Annotated in this window: 7 protein-coding genes; 2 read left to right on the plus strand and 5 right to left on the minus strand. The window is 76.1% G+C overall.

All coding sequences use genetic code 11. The annotated features are described in order from the left end of the window. Positions 1–49: 49 nt before the first annotated feature. Positions 50–664 carry a TetR/AcrR family transcriptional regulator C-terminal ligand-binding domain-containing protein gene (locus ACFY3N_RS14095; protein ID WP_390816922.1) on the minus strand — a complete coding sequence of 205 codons (615 nt, stop codon included), beginning with the start codon at positions 662–664 and terminating at the stop codon, positions 50–52. A gap of 159 nt (positions 665–823) precedes the next feature. Between ACFY3N_RS14095 and ACFY3N_RS14100 the strand changes: the two genes are divergently transcribed. Both ACFY3N_RS14100 and ACFY3N_RS14105 read left to right on the plus strand, forming a co-directional pair. Next, positions 824–1,621, plus strand: coding sequence for a phosphatase PAP2 family protein (locus ACFY3N_RS14100; protein WP_390816923.1), 798 nt, complete (start codon positions 824–826; stop codon positions 1,619–1,621). Beyond that, complete coding sequence (locus ACFY3N_RS14105; RefSeq protein WP_390816924.1) at positions 1,618–2,553, plus strand: hypothetical protein; 936 nt, start codon at positions 1,618–1,620, stop codon at positions 2,551–2,553. Before ACFY3N_RS14100 ends, ACFY3N_RS14105 begins: the two co-directional genes overlap by 4 nt. Before the next feature lie 38 nt (positions 2,554–2,591). Here ACFY3N_RS14105 and ACFY3N_RS14110 read toward each other — a convergent pair whose 3' ends face one another. From ACFY3N_RS14110 to ACFY3N_RS14125, 4 genes are all read right to left on the minus strand, one after another. Beyond that, positions 2,592–4,646, minus strand: a complete 2,055-nt coding sequence (locus ACFY3N_RS14110) for a phosphocholine-specific phospholipase C (protein WP_390816925.1) — start codon at positions 4,644–4,646, stop codon at positions 2,592–2,594. Between the two features lie 152 nt (positions 4,647–4,798). After that, on the minus strand, positions 4,799–6,865 hold the full coding sequence (locus ACFY3N_RS14115) for a hypothetical protein (protein WP_390816926.1): 2,067 nt from the start codon (positions 6,863–6,865) through the stop codon (positions 4,799–4,801). Then, the gene (locus ACFY3N_RS14120) at positions 6,862–10,512 is read right to left on the minus strand and encodes a DUF5682 family protein (RefSeq protein ID WP_390816928.1); all 3,651 of its coding nucleotides are present in this window, start codon (positions 10,510–10,512) and stop codon (positions 6,862–6,864) included. The genes ACFY3N_RS14115 and ACFY3N_RS14120 overlap by 4 nt, the downstream gene beginning before the upstream one ends. A gap of 65 nt (positions 10,513–10,577) precedes the next feature. After that, positions 10,578–15,590, minus strand: coding sequence for a DNA-binding protein (locus tag ACFY3N_RS14125; RefSeq protein ID WP_390816929.1), 5,013 nt, complete (start codon positions 15,588–15,590; stop codon positions 10,578–10,580). Positions 15,591–15,625 lie beyond the last annotated feature (35 nt).

Raw genomic sequence — 15,625 nt, forward strand, 5'->3', positions numbered from 1 at the left:
GGCGCGGTCAGGCCGCCGTACGGTCATCCCGTCGACGGCGGCCTGCGTCTCATGCGAGGCCGAGGGCCGGCAGTACGGCGGCCTCCACGAACCGGAGCAGATAGTCCGGGTCCGCGTTGCGGCCCTCCAGGATGGGCCGGACCCGCAGCACGCCGAAGATCTGCGCCGGGACGTACTCCAGGGCCGGGTTCCCGGCGGCGACCTCCCCGCGCTCGACGCCGCGCCGCAGGATCTCCTCCAGCGCACTGATCTCCGGGTCGACCAGTGCCTCGCGCAGCGCCTGCGCCAGTTCCCGGTCCTGGATGACCGCGTGTCCGAGCGCCTGGAGCAGCGTGGTGTCCTTCGACGACCACTCCCCCGCGCACCGTGCCGCCTCGCGCAGGTCCCCGGCGAGGGTGCCGGTGTCGATGCGGGCGAACCGCGCCTGCCGGCTGGAGCGCAGGGCGGCGGCGACGAACTGTGGCTTGGTCCGCCACTGCCGGTACAGCGTGGACTTGCTGCACCGCGTGCTGGCGGCGACGCCCTCCATGGTGACGGCGTCGTAGCCGCACTCGCGGATCTGGTCCAGCACGGCGTCGAAGAACTCCCGCTCACGCTCCGGCGTGATCTTGGAGCGGCGCGAGGCTCCGACCGGCCCGGGGCGGTCCGCGTCCTGCGACGTCATCGGCTCGGCTCCTTGTCCCTCGAGTGAGGCGTGCGTCATCGGGACACCAGTGTACCGGTACACGACCGTATCGGTACACTGGCGTATCGGTACGAACCCGTATCGATGAGAGTCGGTACCCGCGCGCACCGTCTGCACCACGACAGAAAGGGCCGGGGGATGAATGGCCGCAGGGAGCCTGGACCGGCGGGGTCCGACGCGTCGGCACGCCCGCCGCTCGTCCGTGAACTCCTGCTGGTGGCGGGGCTCTTCCTCGTCTACAAGCTCGGCCGGCGGATGGCGACCGGCCACACCGGCGAGGCGTTCCGCAACGGCCGCGAGGTGTGGGACCTGGAGCGCGCGCTCCACCTGCCCGGCGAGGGCGCGGTGCAGTCCCCGCTGCTGCACGGCGACGGGCTCGCGCACCTCGCGAACACCTATTACGCGGTCGTCCACTTCCCGGCCACCGCCGCCTTCCTGGTCTGGCTGTACCTGCGCCGCCCGGCCCACTACGTCTGGGCGCGCCGGATCCTGGCGGCGGTCACCGCCGCCGCGCTGGTGCTGCACCTGGCGTTCCCGCTCGCCCCGCCGCGGATGCTCGCCGCCACGGGCCTGGTGGACACCGCGCGGGTGTACGGACCGTCGGTGTACGGCCCGCCGGGGACCGACCGGCTGTCGAACCAGTTCGCGGCGATGCCCTCGCTGCACTTCGGGTGGGCGCTGATGGTGGCGGTCGGCCTGGTCGTCGCCACGCGCGCGTGGTGGCGGTGGCTGTGGCTGCTGCACCCGCTGGTGACGCTGCTGGTCGTCGTGGGGACGGCGAACCACTTCTGGCTGGACGCGCTGGTGGCGGCGGCGCTGCTGGGTCTCGCGCTCGTGGTGCTGCGCCTGCCGCGGCACACGGGGGCGGGGGCGGGACGGATCCGGGCCCGTCACCTGCCGGCGCGGGACCGGGCGCTCGCGGGGGCGGGCCGATGAGCGCCGTCGTCGTGGCCGTGCTGCTGTCCCTCGTCTCCGCCGTCGCCTACGCCGCCGCGGCGGTGGCCCAGGAACGGCTGGCCTCCCGCTCCTTCGGCGCCGGTACGCTGCGGCTGCTGGCCGACGGCGCCTGGTGGGGGGCGGTCGCGCTGAACGCCTCGGCCGCACTGCTCCACGTGGTGGCGCTCACGTACGGCCCGCTCACCGTGGTCCAGCCGCTCGGCGCCCTCACCCTGGTCGCGGCGGTGCCCCTGGGGGCGCGGCTCGCGGGGCGGCCGGTGAGCGCGGCCGAGTGGCGGGGCACGGCGCTCACCCTCGCCGGTCTGGCGGCCGTGCTGGTGACGGCGTCCGGACCGGCGCCCGACGACGTGCTGAGCGTGCCCGAGGCGCTGGCCGTCGCGGTCGGTACGGCGTCCCTGATCGGCCTGCTGTCGTGGCCGGGGTCCCGGCCCGGTCTGCGGCACGCGACCGCGTCGGGCGCCGCCTCCGGGGTGGCCTCGGCGCTCACCCAGACCGTGACGGTCGCGGCGACGGACCGGTCCGGCCCGCTGCCCGGCGTCCAGGTGGCCGTGGTGGCGCTGCTGGTGGCCGCCTTCGCGGCCGGCGGGCTGCTGCTGTCCCAGACCGCCTACCGGGGCGGTCTGGGCGCCCCGCTCGCGGTGGTCACCCTGACGAACCCGCTGGCGGCCGCGGTGATCGGCCTTTCCCTGCTCGGCGAACGCCTCCGCGGCGGCCCGGCGGGCATCCTGCTCGCCCTGACCGGCGCGGGGCTCGCCTCCTGGGGTGTGCTCCTGCTCAGCCGGGCGGCGCCCCGCCCGGCGGGGGCACCCGTGGCCCCGCCGGCACCGGTCGCCCCCGTGCCCCCGACCCGCGTGAGCCCTCCCGCCGTGCCGCAGCGGAGCCCTGTGGAGGACCGCCCGGCCGCCGCCTGAGGGGCGCGGTGACGTGGTCGCATCCTCCGGACGGCGTGTCAGTCCGTGACGATCGCCGGGTCGCTGACGCCCGGCCGGCCGTTCTCGACGTGTCCCGCGAAGCGGCGCAGGTACGCCGGCTCGGCCGGGGAGGTGACCGTCAGGTCGTACCAGCGGTGGCTCGTGCGCAGGCCGACGGTGCGGTGCACGGTGGCGCCGGGGCGGACGGTGACGGTCGTGGGGCGGCCTCCGTATCCGTTCGCCAGCCGCAGCCGGGCCGTGCCGGGCCCCTCGTTGACGAACGTCAGCCGGACGTCGTCGCCGGTGTGGCGGGCGGTGACCTCGCAGCCCGCGGTCCCGTTCGGTCCCCGGAAGACACGGAGGAACCCGTTCGGGCCGTGCACGGTCAGGTCGTACGAGCCCTCGGAGTACGCGGAGTTCCAGGTGTCCGAGATCTCCTTGCCGGCCTCGGTCGTGTAGGTCCAGGGGCCGTCGGCGCGGTTGCCGGACGTGACGAGGAAGGCTGCGCCCGCCCGGGCGCCGGAGGCGAAGGTGAGCGTGAACTTCCCGGTCGCCGGGTCGGCGGAACCGTCCACCGCCGGGGCGTACTTCAGTGGGCGGGCCGGGCGCAGCCCGCGCTCCTGGCGGGGCATGCCGGCGTCGGCCGGGGGCGTGGGCCGGTAGTCGGGGTGACGGTCGCGGTCCTGCGGCTCGTAGGCGTCGGTGTCCGGCAGGCGGGCCGGCCGGCTGTCCTTGCGGGAGAAGTCGAAGGCGGAGGTCAGATCGCCGCAGATCGCCCGCCGCCACGGCGAGATGCCCGGCTCGCGCACTCCGAAGCGGCGCTCCATGAACCGGATGACCGAGGTGTGGTCGAACGTCTCCGAGCAGACGTAACCGCCCTTGCTCCACGGTGAGACGACCAGCATCGGCACGCGCGGGCCGAGCCCGTAGAAGCCCTCGCGGTGGGTCGCGCTGCCCTCGAAGACGTCCAGGGAGACGTCGACGGTGGACCGGCCCTGCGCGGCCGACTTCGGCGGCAGCGGCGGCACCACGTGGTCGAAGAAGCCGTCGTTCTCGTCGTACGTGATGAACAGGGCGGTCCTCGCCCAGACGGCCGGGTCGGAGGTGAGCGCGTCCAGGACCTGGGAGATGTACCAGGCGCCGTAGTTGGACGGCCAGTTGGAGTGCTCGGAGAAGGCCTCGGGGGCGGCGATCCAGGAGATCTGCGGCAGCCGGCCGGCCTTGACGTCGGCGCGGAGCCGGTCGAAGTAACCGTCGCCGTTCTTGACGTCGGTGCCGGTGCGGGCCTTGTCGTACCAGGGGTCGCCGGGCTGGGCGTCGCGGTACGTGTTGAAGTACAGCAGGGAGTTGTCGCCGTAGTTGCCGCGGTAGGCGTCGGAGATCCAGCCCCAGTGGCCGGCCGCGTCCAGGCCGTCGCCGATGTCCTGGTAGATCTTCCAGGAGATCCCGGCCTCCTCCAGACGCTCGGGGTACGTCGTCCAGTCGTAGCCGAGTTCGTCGTTGCCGAGGACCGGGCCGCCGCCCTCGCCGTCGTTGCCGGTGTGGCCCGACCACAGGTAGTAGCGGTTGGGGTCGGTGGAGCCGATGAAGGAGCAGTGGTAGGCGTCGCAGACGGTGAAGGTGTCGGCGAGCGCGTAGTGGAAGGGGATGTCCTCGCGGGTCAGGTACGCCATGGTGGTGGTGCCCTTGGCGGGCAGCCAGCGGTCGTACTTGCCGTTGTGGTACGCGTCCTGGCCGTCGGACCAGCCGTGCGGCAGCCCTTCCAGGAACCGCATGCCGAGGTCGTCGGCCTCCGGGCGGAAGGGCAGGATCTCCGTGCCGTCGCTCTTGGTCTGGTGCCACACCGACTTGCCGCTGTCGAGCCGGACCGGGTGCGGGTCGCCGAAGCCGCGGACGCCGCGCAGCCTGCCGAAGTAGTGGTCGAAGGAGCGGTTCTCCTGCATGAGGACGACGATGTGCTCGACGTCCTCGATCGACCCCGAGCGGTGGTGGGCCGGGAGCGCGGCGGCCCGCTCGATGCTCGCGGACAGCGCGCTGAACGCCGTGGTGGCGCCCGCGAGTTGGAGGAATCGACGCCGGTTGACTTCGGGCATGGACGGGGGCCTCTCGTGCGGTGCCGGATGCTGAGGGGGTGCGCGCGAGAGGAGTGTTCCAGGAGCATCGAACGTCGGGGAAGGGCGTGGTGGCGCCGGCGTGAAGGTCGTCGGTACGCGGGGGGCGGCGGCGTGTCGTGGAGCGTCCCGGGTCACCATGCGGACCCGGCCGGTTCCGGGGACCGGCCGTGCCAGTGGTCCCGGCGCAGCGCCGCCTCGGTGCCGGCGAGGTACACGGCCGTGGCGAGCCACTGGGCCGCGTACCGGTCGGGATCGCCCGCGTCGAGGCGGCCGAAGGCGTCGCGGGTGCGGTCGGCGGCCACCGCGCCGAGCGCGGCGGCCAGGGCCGCGCCGGTGACGAATCCGGCGCGGCGCAGCGCGGCGGCGTGGTCGCGCAGGTCGTCGCCGCGCGCGGGTTCGGCGGCGGCCCGGCGTCCCCCGGCGACGGCCAGTTCGACCAGCCGGCGGACGTGCCGCAGCGGTGGGTCGGCCACGGGACCGGCGGGGACCGGTCCGGGCGGAGGGGGCGGGGCCGCCGGGAAGTGGTCGTCCCGGAGGCGGTCGTAGCCGAGGTCGGCGCGGCCCTGCCAGTCGTCCGGCAGGCGCAGGGTCGCCTCCGTGCCGGGCAGCGGGGCGACAGCGAGCGGGCGGAGGGCCGTGACCCGGTCGGGGTCGGGGCGTCCGACGACCCGGAACCGCAGCCCGGGGTGCTCGCCCAGGCGCCGCAGGTTCGCGGTGTGGGCGAGGGCGGGATGGCGGTGCGCGGGGGCCAGCCGGACCGGTCCGTCTCCCCGTCCCGGCAGTACGCGGACCAGCAGGTCCTCGCCGTCGGTGGCCGCGACCTCCACGTCGCGGACGGTCAGTGCTCCGGTGCGCCCGGATCCGCCGGGATCCGGCGGGGCCCAGGGCCGTCCGGCGGCGAAGGTGGCGCGGACGCCCGGTTCCGGCAGCAGGCGGCCGTCCGGGTCGACGACCGCCCCGGTGAGGATCAGGCCGCCGCGGGAGACCCGGAAGTGGTCGCTCAGGAAGGACCGGACGGCGACGTGGGCGGTACCGGCCCGGCGGGCGCGGACGGGGCCGCCGGGCTTGACATCGGGAAGCGTGTACCCGTGGCCGTCGTCGTCGACGAGGTGGGTGACCACCCCGCCGAGGCCGTCCGGCCCGATCACCGGTTCGCGGCAGACGCCGTACAGCCGCAGCGGACCGTCGGGGCGGTGGTGGCGGCGGGCGGCGCCGATGAGCTCCGGGTCGGGGTCCGCGGACCTCAGGCGGTGGGTGACGAGGAGGAGTTCGCGCAGGGCGTCGGCCAGGGCGGCGAGGGCGCGGGGACCGTGCGGGTCACGCTCGGCGCGCAGGTGGCGCACGACGTCCAGGGCGGCGGCCTCCGCACGGTGGAGACCCGTGAGGCGAGCGGTGTGGGCGGCGCGCAGCAGCTCCGCCTGGAGGACCGCTCCGGCCCCGGCGGTGCCGGCGGACAGCACGGCTGCCGCCGCCGTCCAGAGCCCGGAGGCCGCCCGTGCCCGCTCGGCGGAGGGGGCACGGACGGACCGGCGCCCCGGGCCGGCGGGCGGCTCCGTCCCGGCGCCGGGACGACCGGGGGCGGCCCGGCGACCGTTGTCAGCGGGACGGCCGGGGGCGGCCCGGCGATCCGGGTCGGTACGACGGCCGGCATCGGCGCCCCGGTCCTGACCCGGGCCCGCGTCCCGGGCCCGCCCAGTGGACCGGACCGGAACCGCCGGACGGGCCACGTCAGCCGCAGGCGTCGTATCGGCGGCCGGGCCCGGACCCGGCGTCCGACCCGCACCCGCGGGCCGGGCCCGGTCCGCCGGGCCGTCCGCGTCGGGCGCGGGCGTCGCGTCGGGCGCGGGCGTCGTGTCGGGCGCGGGTGTCGTGTCGGGCGCGGGTGTCGTATCGGGCGCGGGTGTCGTATCGGCGGCCGGGCAGGCGCCCAGGACCGCCGCCAGGTGCAGGCAGCGCGGGGCCAGGAGGCAGGTGCAGTGGACCTGACCGGGGTCGGTGACGGTGCCGGACGGGCCGGGGGCCAGGGTCACTTGGGCGTCCTCGCCGCAGCGGACGCGGACGGTGCCGTCCTCGGTGGTGACCGGTGTGCCGGCCAGGGCCCCGACGGCCGCGTCCAGTCTGCCGCGGAGCCGTGTGGTGAGGCTCTCCACCGCGGAGGCGAACACCTCCGGTGCGACGGGTGGGAGTGAACGGCTCATCGGGTCGCTCCGCGGAGGCGCTCGCCCACCCAGCGGGCGAGCGCGAGGGGACTGAGGGCGGCCACCGGCATTCCGGCCGCGACGAGTTGCCGCGCGACCGGTACCGAGTAGCGGGGGGTTCCGTCGTCGTTCAGGGCGGCGCAGCCCAGCAGGTGGACACCGGAGGAGACCAGGGACCCGACCTCGGTCAGCAGGCCGTCGACCGCGCCGCCCTCCTCGAAGTCGCTGACGACCACCATCAGGGTGCGGTGCGGCACCGTCACCAGGGTGCGGGCGTGCGCGAGACCGGCCGCGATGCGGGTGCCGCCGCCGACCTCCACCTCGAGCAGCAGGGAGAGCGGGTCGTCGATCAGGTCGGTGAGGTCGACGACCCGTGTGCTGAAGGTGAGGAAGTGGGCGGAGAGCATGGGTGCGCCGCCGAGCACGGCGGCGGTCAGCGCCGACCAGACGACCGAGGACTCCATGGACGCGGACACGTCGACGACGAGGATCAGCCGCCAGTCGCTCTGCTTGGCGGCGCGGGTCCTGAAGACCGGCCGCTCGGGGACGATCCGGACGGTGCCGTCCTCCAGGCGGCGGCTGTGGACGAGGTTGGCCCGCAGGGTACGGGGCAGGTCGAGCCGGCCGCCGGGGCGCCGGGAGGGGCGCGGGGTGGTGAGGCCGGTCAGCGCGGGGCGCAGCCGGGCGGCGAGTTCCCGGGCGAGTTCCTCGATCAGCCGTTTGACCAGCGGCCGGAGGCGGGCGATCCGCTGTTCGGGCATTCCCCCGGCGAGCGACAGTACGGCGGACAGCAGCTCCACGGAAGGGCGTACCGAGTCCGGGTCGAGGTGGTCGATCACATCCGTACGGCCCCTGGCCGCGGCGCGTCCCAGGACCTCCTCCCGGATGTCCGCGCCGAAGAGCGCTTCGAGGTCCTCGGCCCAGTGCCGGGCAGTGGGGTAGCCGGGGCCCTGGCCGGCGGTGAGGTCGTCCGGACCGCCGTCGGCCGGATCCGCGTCCTCCGCCCCGTCCGCGTCGCCGCCCGCGTCGCCGTCCCCCGTCGGCCCGTCCCGCCCGAACAGTTCGTCGAGGGCCCGGGCGTAGGGCAGCAGCTCCGGGGGGAGTTTCGCCGTGTCGCGGCCGAGCAGCAGCCGCCAGCGGTCGGCGGGGCCGAGGCGCGGGGTCCCGGGCTCCGTGCCACGGGCGGGCCGTGGACCGTTCACCGCGGACGTCCCCTTGCCCGGGACGGGACCGCCCGCGACGGGATCACCCAGCACGGGCCCGTCCGGGGCCGGACCGGCCGGGGCCGGGCCCTCGAGAGCCGAACCGGCCACGACCGGACCGCCCCCGACAGGACCGTCCGGCGCGAGCCCGTCCAGAGCCGGACCGGCCGGGGCAGGGCCGACCGGGGGTGAAGGGACCGCCAGGTCCGCCAGGCCCAGGTCCCTGAGCAGGGCCAGTCCTTCCTGGTCGGCCCCGGCCCAGCGGCCGGCCGTCTCGGCGGGCGTGGTGAGCCGGAGGTCGGGCCGGGCGCCGAGACGGTCGGTCACGGCCGTCAGCAGTCGCCCGCGTCCGTCCGGGGTGAGCGCCCGGAAACCGCCGCGCAGCGCGGGAAGCCGGTCGAGGAAGCCCCGGTCGTCCAGGGTCTCGACGCGCTCCAGCAGCGGGTCGAGGGAGGCGGGCAGGGACGCGATCAGCGGTCCGGCGGCGACGAGCAGGCCGGTGAGCCGGCGCTCCAGCCGGTGCCGGGTCTCCGGTGCCGTCGCCGAGTCGATCCAGCCGGCGAGTCTCCTGCCCAGCAGTTCCGAGCCGTCGAGGTCGAGCAGTACCCGGGCGGCCAGGGCCGCTCCCTGGACGAGCGGGGAGCCGGTGCGCGCGAGCGCGTACAACTCGCCGTCCAGGCGCAGGCCGAGCCGTTCCTCGCCGCTGCGGACGGCCAGGGTCACGAGGGCGACGGCGTCCTCCGTCCCGTCGCTGCCGGCCAGCCCGGGCAGGGCGCGGACGGCGGCTTCCAGCAGGATGCCGCGGAGCGCCGCCGCCCGGAGGCGCGTCCGCTCGGTCGTACCGGGCAGGTGCTCCCTGCGTATCGACTCCAGCAGATCCATGCACCGCAGCAGTTCGGGAAGCGTGGCCGCCGCGGGCAGGACCCGTGCGGCCTGCGTGAGGCAGTCGCCGACCAGGTCCGGCAGGGCGCACCGGGCCGCGGCCCCCAGCAGGTCGACGACCCGGGCCGGGGTGACTCCGCCGGACTCCGTCGCCCGGCGGTGGTTCGCGCGCAGGGTGCCCTCGGCCGCCTGGGCGGCGGTGACCCCTCTGACGCCCACCAGGTCGAGCCGGGCCGCGACCGACGGGGTCCAGGCCGCCCGCCAGCGTGTGGTGAGGGCGCTCCCCTCCCCCGCGGCGGACACCTCGACCGGCTCCGCGTAGCCCACCCCGCATTCCTTGAGGCGCTGGAGCAGGATCTCGCGCCGGGCGTCGAGGGCGGAGCGCAGCGGCGAGAGCCGGACCTCCCGGTGGCCGGCGCTGCCCGGCCCCGGCAGCCGGAGCGAGGCGAGTTCCGCCTCCACCCAGGGACCGAGACCGGACCGGGGTGTGCCGGGGGCGAGCCGGCCGCGGCCCGTGCCGACCAGCACCGTCTCCAGGACCCGGCCGGGTGGTGGTCCGCCCTGGCCCAGTACGGACGTCACCGCCTCCAGCAGTTCGCCCCGGCCGGGTGCCGGCAGGCCGCGCAGGGCGGCGAGGTCGCAGGCCAGCCGCAGGGTCTCGATCGCCTCGCCGGTGCCCGCGGTGTGGCCGGCCGCGCGGATCTCCCGGCACAGTTCGGTGAGGAGGCGGGCGGCGGCGTCGCGTATCCGGCCGGGATCGCCGCCGGCGTCGAGCACCGCCTGCTGCCAGCGCGGGTCGCGGACGCCGGCCGGGTATCCGGAGCGGGGATCCAGCAGGGCGAAGGCGTACGGCACGAGGGAGGTGACGACCGGGGAGTCCGCGCCGGCCGCCCGCCCGGCGGCCGTGGCCTCGCCCCCGTCGGTCAGTCCGGGCGCGTGGAGGGCGCCGATCACCGCCGCGACCCGGCGTTTGCCGGCTCCGGCCGCGGCGACGGTCCGGCGCATGTGTGCCTCCCGGGCGAGGTCGACGGCCGCGATGCCGCCGTGGGCCGCCCGGTCCCGGCGCACGGCCAGGCCGAAGCCGAGGGCGGCGCGGCGCACGGCGTCGGGAGCGCTGCCGGGTGCGAGCACTTCCACGGTGCGGTCCCACAGGTCGTCCGCGTCCGCCCCGGCCAGCGGGGCGGACGTCTCCGGGTCGGCCGCCGGGGCGGTCGTCCACTCCGGTGCCGTGAGGGGCAGGTCGCAGCAGACCACCTCCGCGCCCCGGTCCCGCGCCCAGCGGATCGCCGCCAGCTCCGGGGAGAAGTCGGCGAGGGGGTACAGGCGCAGCCGTCCGTCCTCGTACGCGCCGGCCAGGGCCACCGGCGCCGTGGTGCGCGGATCGGAGAGATACGGCAGCCAGGGCTGGAAGTCGGCCGGCAGTTCGACGCAGACGGCTTCGGCGCCCGCGGCGTCCAGCAGCCGGGGCACGGCGACGGCCAGTGCGGGACTGTGGTGCCGTACGCCGATCAGGTACGGCCGCGTGCGGGCCGCCAGTACGGCCACCTCTGCTCTTGCGGTCATGGGTCCAGGGGAGCGGTCCGGCGGGGACGGCCGTACGGGACGGCCGTCCCCCTTCGTGGCGGAACTCAGCGACGGCGCTTCCGCGGTCGCGGCACCTCCAGTTCCTCCAGCCGGGGTCCGTCCCCGTCCCGGACCCGCCGCCAGGCCTCGCGGTAGAGCGCGGCGACGGGCCGGAGGGGCACCACGACGCCCAGGACGGGCCCCTCACCGTCCATCAGGTCGTACATCGGCAGCTTCCACCGCTCCAGCGGCAGGTGCGGGGTGGTGGGCTGGGTCCAGCCGCCGGGCAGGAACAGGGAGCGTCCGGCCTTGGCGCGGTTGCCCTCGATGACGAGGCCGGTGGCGGCGAGTTCGGCGCGGGCGGCCCGCAGCCTGGCCGTTCCGCCGCGCCGCCTGCCCCAGCCGGTCCAGCGGGCGGTGTTGCGGTCGGTGGGGTCCGGCAGGGCGAGCAGCATCAGGTGGAGGACGGCGGCGTCCTCGCCGATGCCGTACCGCTCGGCGACCTCCGTGACGAGGTCGGGTACGGACCGGGCGGGGTCCTGCGGCCACCACGTCCCGTCCGCGTCGCGTCCGCCCGCCACCGGGTTGCCGGGATCGGCGAGCAGTTCGGCGAACCGCCGGTCGTGGACCAGACGCAGCGCCGTTTCCTGGGCGTTGGGCCGCTCGCCGGTGAACAGGGCCGTCAGATGCGGGTCGTTGCCGGTCGCGTCCAGCAGCGCGGGACGGATGGCGGGGACGGTTTCGGACCCCCCGGTGCCCAGCACGACCGCGCCGTGGCGTACGAAGTCGTCGCCGGTCTCGGTGGGTTCTCCGGCGGCCCTCCGGAACGCCTCCCAGTCGATCCGCCGGTCGACCTCGATCAGCAGGCCGGGGTGGGCCAGCCGGTCGCGCAGCGCGGTGAGCACGCCGGGCAGGGTGGCGCGGATCGGGTCGCCGGCCGGGAGACGGTGGGCGAGCCATGCGGCCAGGGCCACCGAGCCCTTCAGGACCGCCCCGTCGAAACCGGGCGTCCGCTCGGTGCTCTCCGGGCGGTAGGGGCCGATCCTCCAGGTGAGGTCCCGGGACAGCCGGGGCTCGGCGGTCACGTCGAGGAAGCCGCGCAGCGCCGCGGCCGGCGCCCAGCCCGGGGAGACCACGTCGCGGACCGCGTCGTGGAGCAGTTCCTCGGGGAGGGGCGTGCGCCGGCCGAGCCGCTCGTTCCACACCTCGGCCGCGCGGACGGCGTCGGGTCCTTCCGTCCACAGCCGGGACGGGTCGACGGGCAGCAGCGCCGCGACGACGGCCTGCCGGGCGTCCGCGTCGAGGGACCTCAGCTCGTCCTTGGCCACGCGCGCGTCGGCCGACTTCACGCCGATCGTCCTCAGCGTCGCCGAGGGCACCGCCACGCGCTCGTCGTCGATCATGGGCAGGCCGGCGACCACCAGCCGGGCCGTGGTCGGGGTGACGCCGGTGAGCCGCGCGAACTCCTCGGCGGCCGCCGGGAACCAGGGCGCCGGTCCGCGCCCGGCGAGCTCGGCGCGGAACGCCGCGGCCCAGCCGGGCGGCCGTGCCGGCTCCGCCACCAGCGGTCCCGCTGCGATCAGGGTGTACGGCGCGGGTGTCTCGAACCGGCCGGACGGGTCGTGGAAGAGCGCTCCGTAGTGCCGGCCGGTGGAGCCGCCGCCGGGGTCCCACCCCTGGAGGAAGCGGAACGTGTGCTCGGGGAAGACCAGGAACGCGCCGTCGCCGAGGTCGAGCACGGTCGCGTCCCGGTACCCCTGAATGGCGTCGGGTCCCTCGAACAGGCTCTGGTCCAGTCGCAGCCGGACCCCCCGCCAGTGCCCGGGATCCAGGTCCGTGAGCCCCTGCGCGTCGAACTCCTCGAGGTACGCGTCCAGCGCCTTCCGGTGCTCCTCCACGACGGCCTCCGAGCCGGCCCTCAGGGCCAGGATCGCCGGCAGCACGGGCAGCGCCGGGATGTGCAGGCACTCCAGGGACTCCTGCCTGGCCATGTCGAGGTGGGTCCGGCCCGTGGGAGCCGGTCCGGCCAGGCCCCGCAGGGAGCGGCCCAGCAGGGCCGGCAGGTCGTAGAGGTGGTGGTGGAAGTCGTAGAACCGGCGGCGCCGGCCGATGGTCAGGCCGACGCCGTTCAGCGCCGCCCCGAGCACGCCGTCGCCCACCTTGGGCCGTGGCTCCCGCGGGACCTCCCCGGCGATCGCGGAGTCGAGCCGGGTGAGCGCCGCGTCCAGGACGCGCTGCTGCTCGGCGGCGTACCGCACGATGCCGGTGATGCCCGCCCGCAGCGCCTCGTGGCCGACCTCCGGCAGCAGCTTCCGGACCAGTCCGGGCACCAGGTCCTGGTCGTCCCCGACCGGCTCGTCCGGGTTCCCGGCGTTCCGCGGCCGCTCCACCACGGCCCCGGTCAGCAGTGCCCTCGCGGTGTCCTCGCCGAGCCGGCGGAGCGCCGCGGAGCCCTGCGGGTCGCGGGGCCGGAGCAGGTGCCAGTGGCTCAGGGGCGGCAGCAGCGCGGTGCCCGCGCTGAAGTGCCCGTGCGTCCGGTTCTCCGGGACCTCGGCGAGCACCGTGCCGTCCGGGTCGAGCAGCCGGACGCCGTTCCAGTGCCGGATCACGGCCGACGTCCGTTCGGTGCCGGGGAACCGCAGCGCGTGCCGGGGGAACGTGTCCTTGCCGTCGTCCGGTACGACGACCGAGCGTCCGGCGAGGTCCTCGCCCCGCAGCCGGCCGTCCGGCAGCCTCGTCAGGCGCCAGCCGAGGAGCCCGTCCACGGGGGCGCACACCGGGCCCGGTACGGCGGTGGGGGCCGGCCGCAGCCAGGAGTTCTGCAGGAGGTGGTCCTCGGAGCCGGTGCCCGGTCCCCCGCCGAACCACTCCGGCGTCCCGGGCTCGCCCGCGGTGTCGCCGGCCGGGTCGTACGCGCGCCAGGTGTGCCGCCCGTCCTCGGCCCCCTCGGCGGTCCACACCCAGTACGAGGTCCCGTCGCCGATCACCTGCCGCCTCGCCGGGACGAGCGTGTCCCCCGGGCGCAGCACGCCGTGGCCGGTGGTCCGCCCGCCCCCGGGCAGCGGGAGGGAGACGAGGAGCCGGTCCGCGTCGCGTCCGCCCGCCTCGCTGTCGCTGTCGAGGTGGCCCCCGACGGGCACCGGTGACGGGTCCGGTGCGTGGCTCCAGTAGCCCTCGGTGCCGGTGGAGTACGAGTTCCACCAGACGAGCAGTTCGCCGTCCACGTAGTGACAGCTGACGCGCCACAGCCGGTCCGTCATGTCCGGCGGGAGCCGCAACTCGTGGGTGAGCACCGTGCCTTCCGCGCCGATCACCCGGACCCGGGTGCCGGTCAGGACGACGAGGTACGGCCAGGCGTCGGCGACCCGGACCTCCGGAACGCGCTTGTGCGGTTCACAGGGCGGGAGCGCCTCGTCCCAGGCGGGCCAGCCCAGTTCGTCGAGGACGCCGGTGCGCAGCGTGCGGGCGAGCGCGGGGGCGGTCCCGGTGCTCAGCGCGTCCCGTACCGCCTCCTCGGCGACCGCCAGCACCTCTCCCGGCAGCCAGCCCAGCGTGCGCAGCGCTCCGGAGTAGCCGGAGAAGGCGGGCAGTTCGGCGGTGAGGTACCTCCGGCTGACCTCGCCCACCCATTCGGCGAGCATGGGCCGCCCGCCGGGGGACTTCGCCAGGGCGAGGACGGTCTCCTTGTGGTTCGCCCGGTCGTCCTCGGGGCAGCCGAGGCGGAACGCCGGGCGGAAGCGGTGGTCGGCCTCCAGCGCGACGAGGTCGCGCCGGGTGTCGCAGGCGGCCCAGTCGGTCAGGCCGAGCTGCTGCCCGTCCTGTGGTTCCGCCACCGGTACGCGCAGCGACAGGAGCTGGTCGAGGAGGTTCACGTCGCTGACCGGGGGCGGCAACGTGCCTCCGGCGGGGTGCAGTTCGGCACGCAGCGCGTCGGCCATGCGGTCGACGAGCGGAGCGAGTTCCGGCGGGGCGAGACGTCGCTGGTCGACCCGGCACAGAGAGAAGAACCTGCGTGTCCACCCGGCCGTGCCGTCGGGGGACCGTACCTCGGCGGGCAGCGCGGGGTCGCACAGCCCGGCGGTGGCGCCGGACCTCTCCAGCAGGTCCAGCCACCGGGACAGGTCCTCGCCCTCCCACTCCTCGGGCATGAGGCCCAGCAGGGCGCCGCGGACGGCGGGCTCCCGCCGGGTCAGTTCCAGCAGGGCCTGCCGGTGCGCCTTCCACCAGCCGGGCGGTGCCTTGAGGGTGCCGGGCAGTGTCAGCATCTCGCGCAGGTGGGCGATCTCCTCCGCCCGGGCGTCCTTGCCCGCGACCGCCTTCGCCAGTTTGCGCAGTTCGGTCGCGCCCGGGCTCGACGGAGGCAGTCCGTGCGCCGCGAGCCGGACGAACAGTCCGCGCAGGTGGCGGAACGCCGTCGCGGCCGGGACCCGGGCCGGCAGTCCCTTGGCGTAGCTGCTGAGGACCTTCGTCGGCATGGCGTCGGCGAGGGCGAACTCCAGGAACACGGCGTCCATGCGCGCCTCGTCGAACGGCAGCGCGTGGGCCGTCTCGGCCTTGCGCGCGTTGACGAACATCTGGGACGCGTACGCCTTCTCGTCGGCGGCCAGGAACACCCGGCCGGCCTGCTCGTAGAAGGTCGGCAGGAAGTGCGGTACGGACCCCGCGAGCCGCTCGCCGATCGACTCGTAGGCGGCCCGGGCCCGCTTCGGGCTCGATCTGGCCTTCTGCGCCACCTTGTTCATCTCCTCGACCAGGGACATGGCGAGGTGGCCGTCCGAGGGACGGTGGACCAGCACCCAGTCGGGGAAGCCCAGGGCCCGGGGGCGGCCGAGACCGACCTCCACCGGCTCGCCCTCGGGTTCGAGGCCGAGGAAACCGGTGCGCGGGCCCCCGGTCCGCTCCTCGGTGGTGAGGCGTACGACGATCCGGCCGTCCAGGCCCGGATGGCGGTAGGCCTGGGTGTACATGGGCACGGCCCGGTCGCCCGCCCCGCCGGTGCCCGGCGGCAGCACCGCACCGGCGCGCAGCAGTTGCTCCGGGTCGGCCGGCGCGCCGTTCCGTGTCGTCGGGTGGTTCATGGGCGCGCGCCTTTCGTGAGGGGTGCGTTCCGTCG

This window comes from Streptomyces sp. NPDC000348 (assembly GCF_042898795.1).
In the GTDB taxonomy this organism is placed as follows: Bacteria; Actinomycetota; Actinomycetes; order Streptomycetales; family Streptomycetaceae; genus Streptomyces.

Bases quoted from the DNA above. Each gene is read 5' to 3' on its own strand.
- ACFY3N_RS14095 (WP_390816922.1), bottom strand. From the start codon at position 664: ATGACGTCGCAGGACGCGGACCGCCCCGGGCCGGTCGGAGCCTCGCGC.
- ACFY3N_RS14100 (WP_390816923.1), top strand. From the start codon at position 824: ATGAATGGCCGCAGGGAGCCTGGACCGGCGGGGTCCGACGCGTCGGCA.
- ACFY3N_RS14105 (WP_390816924.1), top strand. From the start codon at position 1,618: ATGAGCGCCGTCGTCGTGGCCGTGCTGCTGTCCCTCGTCTCCGCCGTC.
- ACFY3N_RS14110 (WP_390816925.1), bottom strand. From the start codon at position 4,646: ATGCCCGAAGTCAACCGGCGTCGATTCCTCCAACTCGCGGGCGCCACC.
- ACFY3N_RS14115 (WP_390816926.1), bottom strand. From the start codon at position 6,865: ATGAGCCGTTCACTCCCACCCGTCGCACCGGAGGTGTTCGCCTCCGCG.
- ACFY3N_RS14120 (WP_390816928.1), bottom strand. From the start codon at position 10,512: ATGACCGCAAGAGCAGAGGTGGCCGTACTGGCGGCCCGCACGCGGCCG.
- ACFY3N_RS14125 (WP_390816929.1), bottom strand. From the start codon at position 15,590: ATGAACCACCCGACGACACGGAACGGCGCGCCGGCCGACCCGGAGCAA.